The organism is Paenibacillus sp. UMB4589-SE434 (genome assembly GCF_030226685.1).
Taxonomy (GTDB): Bacteria; Bacillota; Bacilli; order Paenibacillales; family Paenibacillaceae; genus Paenibacillus_B.
In genome coordinates this window covers 179,728-195,819 of record NZ_JASOYK010000003.1, presented here as the reverse complement: position 1 = coordinate 195,819, position 16,092 = coordinate 179,728, and the positions used below count along the sequence as shown (strand labels likewise).

Genomic DNA, 16,092 nt, shown 5'->3' with positions numbered 1-16,092 from the left:
TCTCCTAAACTAATTCCTGGCTTTCGAAAATGAGCGGCGGATGTCTCAGATGTCTATACGTAATTGCTGTGCAAATGCGGGAATTAGAAGTGGTGAGTCAACAAAAGGAGCTGCCAGCGTGGCATGACGAGGATACGTTATGGCATACGCATACGGACCTGCGATGAAGGAAAGGAAGCGGTACTGCGGAAAAAAAGCGTAGCGACCGTAAACAGAAGAAGCGCTAGCTTTCACATCAACTGTTTCATAAAAATGAGGCGGAACAGTTAATCCCGTCTTTAGCACTTTGGAAAGTGATTCTTTGGCAGTCCACAGCAGTGTTAAAGAAGCTGCTTGAGCAAATGGGAGCTGCTTGACGGTGTTACACTCACTTGCTGTAAGCTGGCTCTTCAACACATCCGTTTTCTCCTGTTGGACAAGCTCCATATCAATACCTAGCGGATTCGCTTCATGAAACGCGATTGCTGCTGCACCACCGTCACAATGCGTGATGCTGACCTGAATGTTAGAATGACCATCCACTGTGACGATCGGCTGCTCGAACTGACCGTGCCGGATCGCTATTCGCTGCAACGGAATATCAATGCCGATCCATGCTGCTACAGCGTGCTTGGCCGCGTAACGCCCAGCCAAATAACTTTGTCGGCGCTTTACGAATCGCAGCTTGTCGAGATATGCCGCTTCGCTGGGATGGAGCCACTCCGCAGCTCTTTCTCTCTTGCCAGCCAGGCCGCATACTGTCATGATCGCTCGCTCATACCGGTTTGCTGTGTGCAGCCTTAAATGACAAGTGATGCGCTCCGGACTGGAACGAATGTGATTCAATCGCGTCCGTTTAACCCTATCCACGCTAACCATAGCAGGCAGTACCTCCCTGAGTCTACAATGAACGCAAACATAACAAACACGCCTGCGGACACACCCTCCCCCGTTCGTCTGCAGACATGCACACTACCTGTTTACGCTTATATGAACTAGTGTCACCTTAACGCGCCGCAACGTCGATTAAGGGAGACCTAGTCTATCAACTGCCAAAACAAATACATACGCTTATACTTTTTGATACATATAAACCTACTCTTACACACTTTTGCACACCTAATCTTTCACCCATACCAAAATACACGATTATCGTAGCGGATAACAAAAATAATGTCAATTTATTTTATTTATTCTATAATTCGACTTTTTTTTCATTTTATAGAAGGTATACTACTTCCAAGTCAAGCCAATCCAAAAAAGGAATGATTCTATTGCACTGGTACGCCCTTTTTGTTGAAACAGGCCAAGAAGAAACGGTCCAGCGATCGCTTAAACAGCAATTTGATCCAACCATACTGATGTCATTAGTACCTAAACGTAAAGTTCCCGAAAAGAAGATGGGACACACTCAGCATGTACTAAGAAAGATGTTTCCTGGGTACGTCCTTATCCAGACAAGCATGAATGCTGATCGCTACCATTCCTTAAGACGCATACCTCATGTTCTACGTATGTTGACAAATGGTCGAAAGAACGAGCACAACCCCGAATCCTTTCAACTCTCCTCCATCCACGATGTTGAAATCGCACACTTACTAAAACTGCTCGATGCCACGGAAATTCTTGAGTACTCTACCTTACAAATACTTTCAAATTCGAATATTCATGTCGTCGCCGGTCCTTTGCAAGGGATGGAAAATCTCATCAAGAAAGTAGATCGACACAAAAATCGGGCAACGCTTCAGCTTCCTTTTCTTGGCGAACCCAGATCTATCGAAGTGGGCATCCATATTATGTATCCGCCTCAAACTAGCGAATAACATCCCATAACACGCTGCCTCATTCATCTCATTCTACGTAGATTAAAATACCGCTGTTGTTCATCTTAGAAGATTGTACGAATCGGATTAACTTTTGCTTGTCCGTTTTGTCTGAAGGCAGCTTCGGCAATTGCTTCGTTAATACGAGTCGCCTCGGTACCATATAGGACGGAAGCTGTTTCTCCATGCCTACCAATACCTCTTCGCCTGCAGCTTCCGTCAGTGGGGCGTCCACTTCAACAGCTACTGTCAGTAGCTTGCCTTGGATGTGATCCTCTACAACAAATATCGTTGCATCCAATACAATCGACTGAGCAAACAAGGCCTGTCTAATCTCATTTAAATTAATTCGGCGTCCCCATATTTTGATCTCATCGTCAGCTCTGCCTATATAATGAACATCCCCTCCATGATCAAAATAACAAATATCACCTGTTCGATAATACTGCAGGCCAGACATAGACACGATTCTCTTGCGAGTCTCCTCCGCATTATCCCAATACTCGTCTAGAATCTGGATGCCGCTTACAAGCAATTCTCCTGCCTCTCCGTGCGGGAGGGGCTGCAAATGCTCGTCCACGATTCGGATATGAATACCAGCTAATGGCTTTCCGATCGGATAAGGCTCTACTCGATCTGGCTCCAGCTCCGTAATGGGATACGCCAAGCACGCACAAGTTGCTTCAGTCGGACCATACCCATTTACAATTTTAAGACCGGGAATTCGGCTTAACCACTGCTGCGTGGCTTTGACATTTAACACATCTGCCCCTGTCCATATCGTCTTAACGCTGCTCAAATTGTAATCGTCCATCGTACCACTGTCCGCAATCATCGTTAGTATCGGAGCCACCGCCGTAAACTGCGTGATTCCTTCTTCTTCCACGATGCCCATCACCGTTGTTGGCAGAATCAAGCCATCATATAAATAAACAGTTGCCCCCCGATACAAAGGATAGAAAGTGTCCACAACTACAGCATCAAAGAAAAATGGCGCCAGGTTCAAACATTTGGAGCTCTCGTTTAAGCTCATATGCGCGTTAGCCGCTTCAAAGAAAGCGACTAGACTATCATGTCGAATGACTACACCTTTAGGGGAGCCTGTTGATCCAGAGGTGAACATACAGTAAGCAGGCGCATCCAGACTTACAGCCGGCAATGCAATCGCTGGGCTCATATGCATCTGAGCACTCCATTGTTCTATATGCGAATAAGCCAGCAGCTCTTCTGACGGGATATGCTTTAATCCAGGCGCCAGATTGGCTACACGCTCGCCATCCTCTTCAGGCGCGACTACAGCGCACGGCTGCGCACTGTCGAGGATATACTTGATGCGTGCGTCGGGATTCCCCGCATCAAGCGGTACAAAGACGGCGCCCGCCTTAAAGCAGCCATAAATAGCAATTATCAGACGCACATCTTTGTAGGTCATTACACATACTCGCTCGCCCTGCTTCATGCCCATGCTGACCAAGCGCCTTGCAAACTGCTCACTCCAATAGTTAAGCTGCATGTATGTTAAGCTTGTTTCATCATGTACAACAGCAGCTCGATCCGGCAGCCTAGCGGCCAATTCAGATAAACGCTGCCCCACACAGCATGGCTTCAACTGACTAATCGTCATATAACGGCCTCCTCTCCCCTATCCTTTGCTCCATCACCCTCTTATCCAGATATGAAGGCTTGTTGACGCGCGGCATACAGCGCTTCCTGATCCAGCTCTTTCATCCGTTTGCATTCCTCTACTAGCTCCTCACTGTCGACTTCGTCAATTAGTCCATATCGCCTATACATATTCGATAGGCTTTCTGCTTGCTCGCCAGCTTCATAGTAAGCCTCACCCGCTGCTTGAAATCCCATAATCTTCAGGAATCTAGCGTACAAATAACGGGAGCCTGCCAGAAAGGTATACGCCATGTCCAAATGATACAGCCGTTCCTGATGATCTGTGAACCAATCAAAGCTATCAAATCCAGAAATCACTTGATCATGCAGCGCGCAGCTGTCGGTGTGCTGCCTCAGATGACTACTATATGCGTCCAATATTTGTTCCTTTTGAATGCGGCTGTCCTGTCCAATGTCAAAGTATGCTACGGCGCGATTCGTTGACAGGCTGCTCTCATACATTTGCTTCAAATCCGACGCAGCGTATGGGAAGTCCCCATAATCATCTATGACGATATCCACCAAGTTATAGACCGTATCCTGTAGTATGTCATCGTACTGATAAGATGTAATAACGTAAGAGTGAGGGGTATGAGCGGTTTGGTAATGTTCTTTGTGCGGAACATAAAAAGAATCCAGCAGCAGCAAGATCGAACTCGAGTTATCTGTTACCTTCGGAACAAGTGCAGCAAGTTGTTCGAACGTTTCAAATTGTTTCCGTACTAGGCTGACGCCAATGAGGTGCAGCTGTGCTTCGTCGCGCAAGCATGACGTGTCATATATCCAACGGTTTTTCTTCTGCTGCATGATTTGGGCAAGCACTTGATCCGAGCTTTCTAATGCATTGTAAAATAAATAATCGACAGGCAGCCCTCTACCATTCAAATAGCCGCTCAGTTCATATTTCCAGCAATTAAAATATTTGCCTGCATGCTCAACTGCTTTCAGCAAGCTGCTGCTCAATTGGATCACCTCGTTCTATCTTATTCTGGCACTCTAATAGCACCTTGCTGCTTGTTCAACACTAGCTTCATAATCTCACCAATAGAAGTAAAGTTGCGTTCTAGCAGGTCCCTACCTTTAAACTTCACACCAAATCGCTTCTCCACAGCAACCGCCAGCCGAATCATAGCGACAGAATCCATGCCATACTGTTTAAGCGGGATATTCTCATCCGGCATGTGCAGATTTGTATCTATCACTAATATTTCTAGAACAACCTGTCTGACCTCATCCGCAAGGTTCATAAGTAATCCCCCCACACCTGCTTAATGGTAATACCCTAGCATCCGTTAATACGGCAATTGAGAAAAGTCTAACAGTTTGGGTTCCCCGAATGTATGACCAATATAGCGGGCATACATGTCCGGTATAGCAAACTTCTCCTTGCCAATACCCTCTGGCAAATACTGCCTTACATACCGCTTTGCTTCTGTCTTAAATTGCTCATCATCCTCAATACGTTCAATGTCCTCTACTTCGTTTACTAGCCGCTTAATATCCTTCACACATTGTTCCAGACTTAACCGCAATCCCTGCTCAGAAACTTCGAAACAGGTGCCATTTCGAATTAACCATTCAAACAAAAATAGTCCTGTCCCCGCATCAAAGTTGGTCTTTGCATCCGGCTGATTCGGATAACGAAGCATCCGCTCAAATAATATATACTCTGCAATCTCTCGTCCAAAGGGCACATCCAACTCACAAGCAGCTACTACGGACTGACAATCCACCTTAATTTCTTCCAAAATACCAACAAAAAAGTTCAACTTCACCTGTAAATTGGTATCAAACGGGCGTGGTCCATTATGATGGTAATAATCGTGCAGATATCCCCATACGGATCGAGCACGATACACCGATTCAGTGGAAAGAGCATCAGACACCCATCCCGTACCAAACAACTGCATTACTCGCGGGAACGTTTCCGTCAAGTAAATAAGCTGGAATTTGTTAAAGAAAAACATGGCAAATGATTGACTCTCTACCTTTTCCTTAGTTTTAATATTTTCCGGAAAAAACACGATGCAGTTGCCCATCATAATACCTGTCGAACCTGTAATCAGTCGACAAGACTGACATCCATTTTTCGGATGCGGGAGCATCGCCGCAACGCCTTCCAATTCAACTGGTTCTTCGCGCAGGACCAGAAAGCATTCGAGAAAATGTCCTTTCGGTGCAGGCCCATTTGTCGCTACTAACGGCGCAATAATAAAAGAAAAGGTTTGCGCAGCAGGTGGTACAAAACATTTTAATGAATGATCAAAATATGGAATGGATTCAAGCCCATTTTGCCGCCACTCTGCAATGTCGGCTTCAAACGCCTCTGCCATCTCTGGCATTAGCAAGATCTCATATATATGTCGAACAGACGGCAGAAGCTTGTCCAACCATTCATCTGCTATTTCATAATTCGCTTTGACACGGCCATCGGGCTGTTGTAGTTTACGGAACTCATTCACAATAGGCACAATATGCTGCCTCACATATTGTGCGGGCTCTACTGCTGTTAATAACATGTTTAACACCTCCATCAATGTATGTGGCTGCTAACTGCCCGCGCCGTCATAACGTTTGACGCCGTAATTAAATAACAGACAAGCTAACGTAACCAACATCGGGCCGATCACATACGTCACCCACAGCAGCGGCTCACTGTTTACGCCTCGCGTCAAGATGACGACTGGGTAATAAGAAACAAAAATATATGGAACAACAAAGCTGACGATAAACTGCAACCCTTGGTGATAAATTGAAACAGGGTAGCGTGAAATAACTTGTAGATCAACCACAACCATCATCGAAAATACGAGCGGCTTTTTGACAAAAAAGTTCAGTGAGCTAAGTGCGATCAAGATGGCGGATTGTACAAGCACGGAGTTGATTAACAGATAGATGCCATTGAGGATAAACGAAGGTGTCAACCATATGGACAGGTGCTGCAGGGAGTAGTACAGCAGACCCATGCCAACCAGGGTCTGACCGAGAAACGTATGCTGGAAGTGACGGAACATCAGGTGGAGCAGTGGATGCAGCGGCTTTAATAGAAAATGGTCAAACTGCCCTGTAATGATCAACTGTTCCAATTGCATGACCGGAGCCCAAAATAGCATGCCAGCCAATCCCCAGGATAACAATCCAAAGCCAAACATCAGCATGACCTCGTTCAGCTGCCAATCATCAAGCGTACTAAAATGGTTCATTAAAAAATAAACGACGGAGACAAAGCTGAGCGAATTCACGATGTTGGCTACGATATCTAACGTAAGCGGGATTTTGTATTCCAGCTTGGCTTTTGCATATTTCATAATAAATTTACGGTACAATGCTGCATGATCGCGAATCACGGCTTACCCTCCTTGAATGACAATCCGAGATTTGCAAAAATGCCACATCAGCATAATAACGCCTACAAGACCGATACTCCAAGACAGCCCGATAAGAGTAAGCGACAGAAAGCTCGCGTGATCTACATTGCCCAGCAGCACGTTAATGGGATAGAAGTATAAATAAGGATATGGGAGTAAATTGGCTATCCAAAGAAAGGTATCCGAGAAAAACCAAAGTGGAATAAACACGCCGGAAAATACGTTGCCGATGTCTTGAATGAGAAATCGAAGCTGCCAAGTTTCGATAATCCAAAAGGCCATAAGTCCGATGATGTAATCCATACAAAAAGCGATTAACACCGCATTCATACAGCAGAATCCGAAGTAAAGCCAGTTGGATAGATTATAGGGAATCTGTATGAAAGGAGATAAAAACAATAGGCTGATGAATAGTAAAGGGAGGCCTTTGCTAATAAAATCAACCACGATCCGCGCCAACTGCTTCGCGAAGAAAAACAAAAACAAATTATACGGCCTGATCAGCATAAGCTCAATCTTCCCCTCCCTGATCTCCTGAGACAGTTGATCGGAAGCAGAAGCCGTCGTTAGAAAACGGATCATCATGCCGATAAAAATATAGGTCATCATCTGCGAAATCGTAGTGCCCTTCGGTTCGTTTAAGGCAAATACAGCAGACCAGAGTGAGTACTGAAGGAATACAAATACAAAGTACGCCAGCATCGGCATATACAAATTAGATCTATACACAAAAGAAGTGGAAATCGTTTTATGAAAAATGCGAATATACGACTTCATGGACGACATCCTTTTTTCCCGTCTGATACACATGCTTGATGATGCTTTCCAAATCTGCTCCACGGATCTGAATATCCGTAACCTCATAACTGTTAACGATACGCTTGATCACTTCCTGCACGTCTTCACTTCGTTCTACCGCAAAGCATAGCTGGTTGCCTTCCCGACGCTGTACAGTCGTACGCAGCAATGGCGGCAGTCGATCGATTGCTTCTTTAAACGTGACGATAATTTGCTTCTCCTTGCTATACAGCTGCTCCAGCTCTTTCGCCGAACCGTCAAACGCCATCTCGCCGCTGTTAATAATTAGAATCCGATTGCACAGCCGCTCGATGTCAATCACGTCGTGCGTCGTCAAGATAACTGTCGTCTTGCGTTGTTTGTTCCACTGCAGGATAAAGTCCCTGATCTTTTCCTTCACCATAATATCAAGACCAATAGTTGGTTCATCCAGAAACAAAATTTGCGGGTGATGCAGCATAGCGGCAGCAAGCTCCATCCGCATACGCTGGCCTAAACTTAGCTGACGCACAGGTGTATGCGCAAATTCGTGCAGGTCTAACAATTCGTTAAACTCGTCGAGACTTCGCTTATAGCTTGTTGAAGACACTTTATAGATGTCTTTGTAGAGCTCCAACGAGTCAATTGCAGGCAAATCCCACCACAATTGACTTCGTTGGCCAAAAACAACCCCAATTGCCATTGAGTACTTACGACGCTCGATGTAGGGGGTGCAGCCATTGACCCGAATATGACCGGAGCTTGGATGAAGGATGCCGCACAGCATCTTGATCATCGTAGATTTGCCGGCGCCGTTGGGACCCAAATATCCAATAATCTCTCCCTCGTCTACAGAGAAAGAAATATTACGAACGGCCTGGCGAGTAACAATATGTGGACGAACAAGGCTGCGCAGCTTGCCCATGACACCTCGCTGCTTCACTTCCACCTGGAACTCCTTCGACACGGAATCCACTGTCATAAATGCCATGGCTTCATCCCCTTCCATCAATCGTGATCTTACTTAAACGTTCTCTCTCATTGTGCTATCTGGTCGTAATACCAGCCTGTTGATATACACGAGCAATGACTTTAGCCAAAATAGCCACGCCTCGCTCCAATTCTTCTTCGCTTGCCGTCAAGCTGATTCGGATGCACTCCTTGATATGGCTCCACGGTTCGTTAAGCCCGCTGAAGAACGTAGAGCCTGGAACCACGATCATGCCTTCTTGCTTCAGCTCAACATAGAGCTCCGCATCGCTGATCGGCAAATCTTTAAACCACATCCATGCGAAGATGGATCCTTCGCCTACATGCAGATGCCAAGGTACTTCGTCTGGCATCAGGCGGTCTAACGCCGATTCCCAGATCAGGAATCGCTTATGGTAGAACGTCTTAATGACGTTCGTAGACACTTCTGCCAATTCACCTGTCATAATGGCTCTGGCTGCGAGCGCCTGACCAAATCGTGATGAATGAATATTCATGTTCGATTGGAACGCTTCCAGCAGTTGAATGTACTTCTCGCTTGCAATCGCTACCCCGATACGTTCACCTGGGAGCCCTACTTTTGACAAGCTGACACAGTGGATCACGTTCTCTCCCCATACCGGTGTCATATCGGTAAATACCATGTCCGGAAATGGCGGCGCATAAGCCGAGTCGATAATGACCGGCACATCCTGCTCCGCGCACATCGCTACAATCCGATCAACTTCCTGCTCCGTCATTAAATTCCCGCTTGGATTGCAAGGACGGGAGAACAAGACGGCACCTACAGTCTTGTCAATCTTCAACTTATCGATATCCGGCCGATATTTAAAGCGATGCTTCTCTTGGATATCAAGCGTTGGCTTATACGTCTTCAGCACGTCCTTGGACAACACTACGCCGCCATAGCCCGTGTAGTCAGGACATAGTGGCAGCACTAGCGAACGCTGGTTGCCCTCTTCATCAGGGCCGCTGAAAGCATTGGCCGCCATAAAGTACAACGACTGACTGCCTGGCGTGACGAGTACATTATGCTTCGTCAAGTTCCATCCGTACTCCACATTAAACCAGTGAACAATGGCATCAATGAACGGTTCATACCCTTGGCTGGAGCCGTAACGTCCGATAATTTCTCCGAATTCCTGACCCTCAAGCAACTCATGTGCATATTTGCGCCACAACGCCTCTACCTCAGGCAATACTAACGGATTGCCCGCACTTACGTTGACATAGTCTCTTGGCGTATCCGTTTCATTTGTCTCCTTGATATCTTTCATGATCGAACGAACGCCTGTCAGTTCTGACATTTTTAATCCTGTTTTGCTAAGCTGTACGTTGGACATCGTGAACCTCCCCATTTACCCATAATCTGTGGTCGTGTGGGCATGTATCGTAAATCCCATGGGTATTTCGCCGTAATCGTGCATGATGTGCAAACCTTGTCGTTCTGCTGCTGAAATAGTCGTAATGCACGCATCTGCAAACCCTGCTGCGCAATCAATCGCAGCTTGGGCATTGCTCGGGACAAGGCGAATATCGGTAGTGTGCTGTGCGGCAAGTCCTGAAGGGGCAGGATGAGTTGCAATAGAAGGGTCTCGGTGCAGGCTGCTTGTATTGGAGGCAAGAACCATCTTGTAAGTGGGCATTATAAAGCAGTCCATTAACACTAGCTTATCCAGGTTGGAAAATACGATTTTGTGCAAATCGGGGTACACCACGCACCCTAATAGGGCTGTGCCCGGCTGTTCCCTTACATCAACAACCGCCTCTTCCAAAGTTGGATATAATAATATGGCGCCTGACTTTCCCATCCGATCAAACCAGGTTCTTGCGGCAAGCTCACAATTGGTATTCTCAGGTCCTAACGTGCAGATGGTATGAATACTCTTCAGAACAGACGAATGGGTAACGTTGTGCAGCGCATACGTCATGGACGGGTCAACCTCACTTTCTAAGTCAAGAGTAGAGGTATAACCCATTGATTTACAAAAAATATGCATACCCGTATAATAGATTTACGATCTTTTTTTGTTAAATCAATAGGTCGTAACCAGACGTTTGCTAAGATTCCTCGCCAAAGTGTGTCTTAGCAAACGTTTATTTATTAACACTATAAAATAATTATGCAATGAATAAATATTGAATAAATAGTATTTTTTAGTCACAGACTCAAATATTACTAGAAATTTATCACACTTTATCCCAATAGTAAAGATTGACAATACAAATCTTTTCGTGATATATTTTTCCTCAACTTATAACCGATATGAACGTTGATGGGAAAAGTAAGTAAGGCTGTTGATTGCAAAGCGACCGGAGATAGTGAGAGCCCGGGAATCCTCCTTATTGAAAGCCCTCCCTGAGTTGCACTCTGAACTTGAGTAGGAGATTGCCGGCTGCCCGCCGTTATCGGGATCGAGGTGGGCTGAATCTGTCAGCCAACTAGGGTGGTACCGCGTGAGCATGCTCTCGTCCCTTTCAGGGATGAGGGCTTTTTTTGTTGTCTTTGGGTCCTTAGCTCCGTAAATGAACATCGTTAATTCTATTATTGAGAAGGTTGGTGGGTCACTTGTCATTAAAATGGAATGCCTTGATATCGCCTGTTATTTTGGATTTGCCGCCCTCTGGCATCCGGCGTTTTTTCGATCTGGCTACAGAGGTAACAGGCATCATCTCGCTTGGTGTGGGCGAGCCAGACTTTGTTACGCCGCGATTGATCCGAGAATCGGCTTGTTATTCTCTGGAGAAAGGGTATACGATGTATACGGCAAATGCAGGTCTGCTGGAGCTCCGTGAAGAGATTTCCAGCCATCTGCAGGATAACTATAACGTTCAATACGAACCACGAGACGAGGTATTGGTCACGGTTGGTACCAGTGAAGCGTTGGATCTGGCGCTGCGCGCCATCATATGTCCTGGTGATGAGGTGCTTATCCCGGAGCCGTGCTACGTATCATACTCTTCTTGCACCATTATGGCGGGAGGCGTGCCCGTTCCGATTCGCACTACGGCGGAACAGCATTTTCAACTAACAGCAGAGCAGGTAGAAGCGGCGATTACTCCGCGTACCAAAGCAATCATCATCAATTATCCGAACAATCCGACTGGGGCCATTATGGGAAAAGTCGAGCTTGAGCGAATTGCTGCCGTCGTGCAGCAGCACGGTCTGATCGTGCTTTCTGACGAAGTATACGATAAGTTAACTTATGAAGGAACACATACTTGCTTTGCAGCACTTCCCGGTATGAAGGATTACACCATTCTGCTCAATGGTTTCTCCAAAGGATACGCCATGACCGGTTGGAGACTCGGCTATGTGTGCGGCAACCGCGAGGTGATCGCAGCCATGACCAAGATCCATCAATATACGATGCTGTGTGCGCCGATTACAGCCCAGAAAGCTGCCATTGATGCGCTGAGACGAGGTCAGGATGATATTACAACGATGGTCGATTCATACAATCAACGTAGAAGATTGGTAGTCAAAGGCTTGTCTGACATTGGCTTGCCATGCTTTGAACCAAAAGGCGCGTTCTACGCCTTCCCTTCTATTACACATACAGGCCTTTCCTCCGAGCAGTTTGCAGAGCGAGTATTAAGGGAAGCTAAAGTTGCCGTTGTGCCAGGCAATGCGCTAGGTGCAAGCGGCGAGGGGCATATCCGTATCTCCTATGCCTCTTCAACAGAAAATCTCGTAGAAGCACTGGATCGAATCGGGAAGTTTATGAAGTCGGTTCTCTAGAGGAAAATCGTTCTGCTATTCTGCCATATCAACAATCAGACAGCCCTATTCAACAATATTCATATTGTATATACCATAAGAAGTTATTGCTCATTTTACCGAATAGAGCTTGGAATTTCAACTACTTCATAATATCCTAACAAGCCTGTCGCCATCTGCGGCAGGCTGTTCGTTTTGGGCGCAAATTCGCCCCTCTTATGCCAAAGCAATCCCTTTGTTCTTACGATACGCGGTTGGCGCCATGTTCATTCTAGACTGAAATACCCTAATAAAAGTTGGATAAGACTTGAACCCTGCTTCGTATGCAATGTCCGTAATTTTCATATCCGTACCAATAAGCAAGTTGCAGGCATGGGCAATCCGAATACGTTCTAAGAATGAATAATAGTTCTCCCCAACAACCTGCTTAAAAGATGCGCTTATATAGGACACGCTGTAATTGAACTGTCGGGCAAGCGTCTCCAGTGTAATATCCTCTTTAAAGTTCTGATACAAGTACGAAATAATCTCCCACATTCCCTTCAACGGCGCACCTTCGTGTACGCCCCCCTCTGACTGCACAGCAGCCTGCCGATAGCGGTCAAACAGCACAAACACCTGTACCAGCTTGGACAGAAACATCACACGACTCCAAGGCTTCTCCTCCTGCACTTCTTCATGCATTTGCTGCAGCAAAGGCAGCATTTCAGCCGCAGTCTGCTCGTCCAGCTTGTAGGTAGTATTGGCATCTGACTCAGCCTGTTTTAACAATTGGTGCAGATCGAAGACGGTATCACCGCCAAAATACGCCTTGAGCCCGATCGCACCAACATACAGAAACAGCTCTTCCCCAGGCTCGATGTCTATCTCGTGTACTTGATGGGGAAACAGTAAAGTAAACGTGCCAGGTACCAGCTCTTTCTTCATGCCATTAATAATCTCTGTACCTCTGCCCTTAAAAGCATACGTATACTCGATAAAGTGGTGAACATGCGCAGGTACTGGTACGCCAAGCTGATGTATTTTTAAAGTGAACGGGAATTCCCCATGAATCTCTTCGTCACCATGTAAATTGTATGGAAACATGATAAATCCTCTTTCTGTCATGCCTTTAAATGTGCCATCTGATGTTATTTATTTCGGGCTTGGCATTTCCTTTTCATTTTATCATCAAAAGTGATAGATATTCTAAAAAATTGATAGGTACACCTACCTGTTGTTATCTACAATGAAGGTGCAACTTATGACAGCCTGCAATTATAAGCAAACACTAAACAAAGCAAAGTACAATAGTGTGCGAATTTGGGTGTGATTACATGGGTCGCGCTTCATGGCAATGAAAAGAAATGTCATGAATGGTTATGGATGTTATCCGCATAAAAGACTTTATTTTACTGAAGGAGCGATATAGATGAGCTTGATCAAATATGTAAATCCGCTGCAAGGCACAGACTCCATTTATCCTTATTCAAATGGAAACACACTGCCGCTAATCTCGATGCCATTTGCCATGAACGCATGGGCGCCGCAAACAACCGAAGCCGGTGGCGGTTGGTGGTTCAGTCCGCATCATAACCGTTTGGAAGGCATACGCGTCACACATCAGCCTAGCCCTTGGATTGGTGATTACGGCCATATGACCTTTATGCCGCAAACAGGGCCTTTAAAAGTGTGGGCGCCTGAGCGTTCTTCTTCGTTCCGCAAACAGGACATGATCGTCCGTCCTGATTACTTTAAAGTTCGCCTGCTTCGTTATCAGACGACGATGGAACTTGCGCCAACTGAGCGCTGCTCCAGCATTCGCCTGTCTTACGACCGTCGCGATGAAGCCCGCTTTATTTTGTCGCCGTTCCCAGGCGAATCAGCAATGCTGATCGATCCGGCTAACAGCACATTGACAGGCTATACGACTGCCAAAGCTGGCGGAACGCCTGACAACTATCGCATGTATTTTGTTGTGAAGTTTAACTGTCCAATCGATGCTGCTAATAGCGGTTTATCCGATAACGACAATAAGCCGGTCGCTTCTTTGATGGGCATGGGTGAACGCATGGGCGCACATGTTGGTCTCGTCCTGCCTGAGAATGGCATTGTCGAGGTTAATATCAGTACATCCTTCATCAGCCAAGAACAGGCCTTTACGAATCTGGATCGTGAAATTGGCGCACGCAGCTTTGATGAAGTGCACCAATTGGCAACAGCCGCTTGGGAAAAACAGCTCGGTGTCATTGAAGTCGAAGACCAAAGTGAAGACAAACTAAAAACTTTCTATACTTGCTTGTATCGCACATCGCTATTTCCGCATGCGATTCACGAATACGATGCTGAAGGCAAGCAGATTCACTACAGTCCGTACAATGGCAAGATCGAAGCAGGCCCGTTGTTTGCAGACATCGGCTTCTGGGATACTTACCGTACGTCATTCCCGTTATATAACCTGCTCTATCCTTCCTTTGTTAATGAAATGATGCAGGGTTGGGTAAATGCATATAATGAGGCTGGTTGGATGCCAAAATGGGCCTCCCCAGGCGAACGCAGCATGATGCCGGGCACACTGATTGACGTCTCTTTTGCAGATGCAATCGTGAAAGGCAATACGGATTTTGACGTAGAGGCAGCATTTGAAGGCTTGCTTAAGCACGCTACAACGGTATCTGAGGACAACCGATATGGTCGCAAAGGCATGGGTGAATACTTGAAATTCAACTATATGCCAGCCGATATTCATACACATGAAAGTGTATGCAATACGCTGGACTACGTATATGGTGATTTCTGTGTAGCGCAAATTGCAAAACATCTTGGCCGTGAAGCAGATTACGAGCAGCTGATGGAACGGGCAAAAAATTATAAAAACCTGTACGATCCATCTGTTGGCTTTATGCGCGGCAAGCTGCAAGATGGCAGTTGGTTGGAACCGTTTGATCCAACGTTATGGGGCGGACCTTACACAGAAGGCGGCGCTTATCAGAGCAGTTGGGCAGTTCAGCATGACTTCCTCGGACTCGCTGAGCTAATGGGTGGTCGTGCAGGCGGTAAAGAACGTCTGGATGCGCTGTTTGCCGCAGACCCAGCGTTCAAAGTCGGTTCCTACGGCTTCGAGATTCACGAGATGTCCGAGATGGCGATGATTGATTTTGGCCAATTTGCAATCAGCAATCAGCCAAGTTTCCATTTCCCGTACATCTACACGGCGCTGGGCTACCCAGCCTTGACGCAGCAATGGGTGCGCAAGACGATGGACGAGTTGTTCAGCTCCCGTCCTGACGGCTTGCCTGGTGACGAGGACAACGGCAGCTTGTGCGGCTGGTACGTATTCGGTGCCATGGGCTTGTACCCGCTCAGCCCTGGTGTCCCTGAATACGTGATCGGTACACCGTACTTCGATAAGATGACCGTTCATCTGGAAAGCGGCAAGCAGATCGTCATTCAAGCGGACAATAATTCCGCGGACAACAAGTACGTTGCTGGCGTCAAGCTGAACGGTACGGACGTTGAGAAGCTGTACTTCACGCACGAGCAGCTGACGGCTGGCGGCACGATCCAGTTCAGCATGAGCGACAAAGCGCAAGCGGAAGTGGCTGAGATCGAGAAGCTGCCTTACTCGATGTCGAAGTAAATTTCAGTATAAAGCATAAACGAGGAGATAGCGCTCCCTATCCTAATGGTAGGGCGCTATCTCTTTTTTTATATGTTGATAGCAGTTTTGTCTTTTCCACTATTCAGTTCGTTTACGCCATCGCTATTATGGATTACAGCTCATTAACCA

General features: G+C 46.4%; 14 protein-coding genes and 1 other annotated feature. Of the genes, 3 read left to right on the top strand and 11 right to left on the bottom strand.

The features are described from left to right. Positions 1–45: 45 nt before the first annotated feature. Positions 46–858 carry a 4'-phosphopantetheinyl transferase family protein gene (locus tag QP775_RS13505; RefSeq protein WP_239330438.1) on the bottom strand — a complete coding sequence of 271 codons (813 nt, stop codon included), beginning with the start codon at positions 856–858 and terminating at the stop codon, positions 46–48. Between the two features lie 386 nt (positions 859–1,244). Here QP775_RS13505 and loaP point away from each other — a divergent pair, with 386 nt between their 5' ends. Next, positions 1,245–1,802 carry an antiterminator LoaP gene (gene loaP, locus QP775_RS13500; protein WP_285106719.1) on the top strand — a complete coding sequence of 186 codons (558 nt, stop codon included), beginning with the start codon at positions 1,245–1,247 and terminating at the stop codon, positions 1,800–1,802. 28 nt (positions 1,803–1,830) lie between these two features. On the opposite strand, the gene QP775_RS13495 is transcribed toward loaP, so the two are convergent. The 9 genes from QP775_RS13495 to QP775_RS13455 are packed head-to-tail and all read right to left on the bottom strand — an operon-like array spanning position 1,831 to position 10,581. Continuing rightward, complete coding sequence (locus QP775_RS13495; protein WP_285106717.1) at positions 1,831–3,426, bottom strand: amino acid adenylation domain-containing protein; 1,596 nt, start codon at positions 3,424–3,426, stop codon at positions 1,831–1,833. A gap of 41 nt (positions 3,427–3,467) precedes the next feature. Then, complete coding sequence (locus QP775_RS13490; protein ID WP_285106715.1) at positions 3,468–4,430, bottom strand: hypothetical protein; 963 nt, start codon at positions 4,428–4,430, stop codon at positions 3,468–3,470. 20 nt (positions 4,431–4,450) lie between these two features. Then, complete coding sequence (locus QP775_RS13485) at positions 4,451–4,714, bottom strand: acyl carrier protein (RefSeq protein ID WP_285106713.1); 264 nt, start codon at positions 4,712–4,714, stop codon at positions 4,451–4,453. A gap of 45 nt (positions 4,715–4,759) precedes the next feature. Beyond that, positions 4,760–5,986: a DUF6421 family protein gene (locus tag QP775_RS13480; protein ID WP_285106711.1), complete on the bottom strand. Its 1,227-nt coding sequence runs from the start codon at positions 5,984–5,986 to the stop codon at positions 4,760–4,762. 30 nt (positions 5,987–6,016) lie between these two features. Then, entirely contained in the window at positions 6,017–6,814 is a 798-nt protein-coding gene (locus QP775_RS13475) for an ABC transporter permease (protein WP_285106709.1), read from the bottom strand. 3 nt (positions 6,815–6,817) lie between these two features. Beyond that, the gene (locus QP775_RS13470) at positions 6,818–7,612 is read right to left on the bottom strand and encodes an ABC transporter permease (protein WP_239330449.1); all 795 of its coding nucleotides are present in this window, start codon (positions 7,610–7,612) and stop codon (positions 6,818–6,820) included. Beyond that, positions 7,584–8,603, bottom strand: a complete 1,020-nt coding sequence (locus QP775_RS13465; RefSeq protein ID WP_239330451.1) for an ABC transporter ATP-binding protein — start codon at positions 8,601–8,603, stop codon at positions 7,584–7,586. Before QP775_RS13465 ends, QP775_RS13470 begins: the two co-directional genes overlap by 29 nt. A gap of 55 nt (positions 8,604–8,658) precedes the next feature. Continuing rightward, the gene (locus QP775_RS13460) at positions 8,659–9,945 is read right to left on the bottom strand and encodes a valine--pyruvate transaminase (RefSeq protein WP_285106705.1); all 1,287 of its coding nucleotides are present in this window, start codon (positions 9,943–9,945) and stop codon (positions 8,659–8,661) included. A 15-nt stretch (positions 9,946–9,960) separates the two neighbouring features. After that, the gene (locus QP775_RS13455) at positions 9,961–10,581 is read right to left on the bottom strand and encodes a type 2 periplasmic-binding domain-containing protein (RefSeq protein ID WP_239330455.1); all 621 of its coding nucleotides are present in this window, start codon (positions 10,579–10,581) and stop codon (positions 9,961–9,963) included. Positions 10,582–10,866: 285 nt separating this feature from the next. Continuing rightward, positions 10,867–11,082, top strand: a binding site (T-box leader). An 89-nt stretch (positions 11,083–11,171) separates the two neighbouring features. Between QP775_RS13455 and QP775_RS13450 the strand changes: the two genes are divergently transcribed. Continuing rightward, the gene (locus QP775_RS13450) at positions 11,172–12,344 is read left to right on the top strand and encodes an aminotransferase class I/II-fold pyridoxal phosphate-dependent enzyme (protein ID WP_285106702.1); all 1,173 of its coding nucleotides are present in this window, start codon (positions 11,172–11,174) and stop codon (positions 12,342–12,344) included. 195 nt (positions 12,345–12,539) lie between these two features. On the opposite strand, the gene QP775_RS13445 is transcribed toward QP775_RS13450, so the two are convergent. After that, positions 12,540–13,409: an AraC family transcriptional regulator gene (locus tag QP775_RS13445; protein WP_239330459.1), complete on the bottom strand. Its 870-nt coding sequence runs from the start codon at positions 13,407–13,409 to the stop codon at positions 12,540–12,542. Positions 13,410–13,734: 325 nt separating this feature from the next. Between QP775_RS13445 and QP775_RS13440 the strand changes: the two genes are divergently transcribed. Beyond that, positions 13,735–15,942, top strand: coding sequence for a GH92 family glycosyl hydrolase (locus tag QP775_RS13440; RefSeq protein ID WP_239330461.1), 2,208 nt, complete (start codon positions 13,735–13,737; stop codon positions 15,940–15,942). Positions 15,943–16,092 lie beyond the last annotated feature (150 nt).

Excerpts from the sequence above, each read along its gene's own strand:
- QP775_RS13470 (WP_239330449.1), bottom strand. The coding sequence starts at position 7,612 with ATGAAGTCGTATATTCGCATTTTTCATAAAACGATTTCCACTTCTTTT.
- loaP (WP_285106719.1), top strand. The coding sequence starts at position 1,245 with ATGATTCTATTGCACTGGTACGCCCTTTTTGTTGAAACAGGCCAAGAA.
- QP775_RS13460 (WP_285106705.1), bottom strand. The coding sequence starts at position 9,945 with ATGTCCAACGTACAGCTTAGCAAAACAGGATTAAAAATGTCAGAACTG.
- QP775_RS13440 (WP_239330461.1), top strand. The coding sequence starts at position 13,735 with ATGAGCTTGATCAAATATGTAAATCCGCTGCAAGGCACAGACTCCATT.
- QP775_RS13445 (WP_239330459.1), bottom strand. The coding sequence starts at position 13,409 with ATGTTTCCATACAATTTACATGGTGACGAAGAGATTCATGGGGAATTC.
- QP775_RS13485 (WP_285106713.1), bottom strand. The coding sequence starts at position 4,714 with ATGAACCTTGCGGATGAGGTCAGACAGGTTGTTCTAGAAATATTAGTG.
- QP775_RS13505 (WP_239330438.1), bottom strand. The coding sequence starts at position 858 with ATGGTTAGCGTGGATAGGGTTAAACGGACGCGATTGAATCACATTCGT.
- QP775_RS13455 (WP_239330455.1), bottom strand. The coding sequence starts at position 10,581 with ATGGGTTATACCTCTACTCTTGACTTAGAAAGTGAGGTTGACCCGTCC.
- QP775_RS13495 (WP_285106717.1), bottom strand. The coding sequence starts at position 3,426 with ATGACGATTAGTCAGTTGAAGCCATGCTGTGTGGGGCAGCGTTTATCT.
- QP775_RS13465 (WP_239330451.1), bottom strand. The coding sequence starts at position 8,603 with ATGGCATTTATGACAGTGGATTCCGTGTCGAAGGAGTTCCAGGTGGAA.
- QP775_RS13480 (WP_285106711.1), bottom strand. The coding sequence starts at position 5,986 with ATGTTATTAACAGCAGTAGAGCCCGCACAATATGTGAGGCAGCATATT.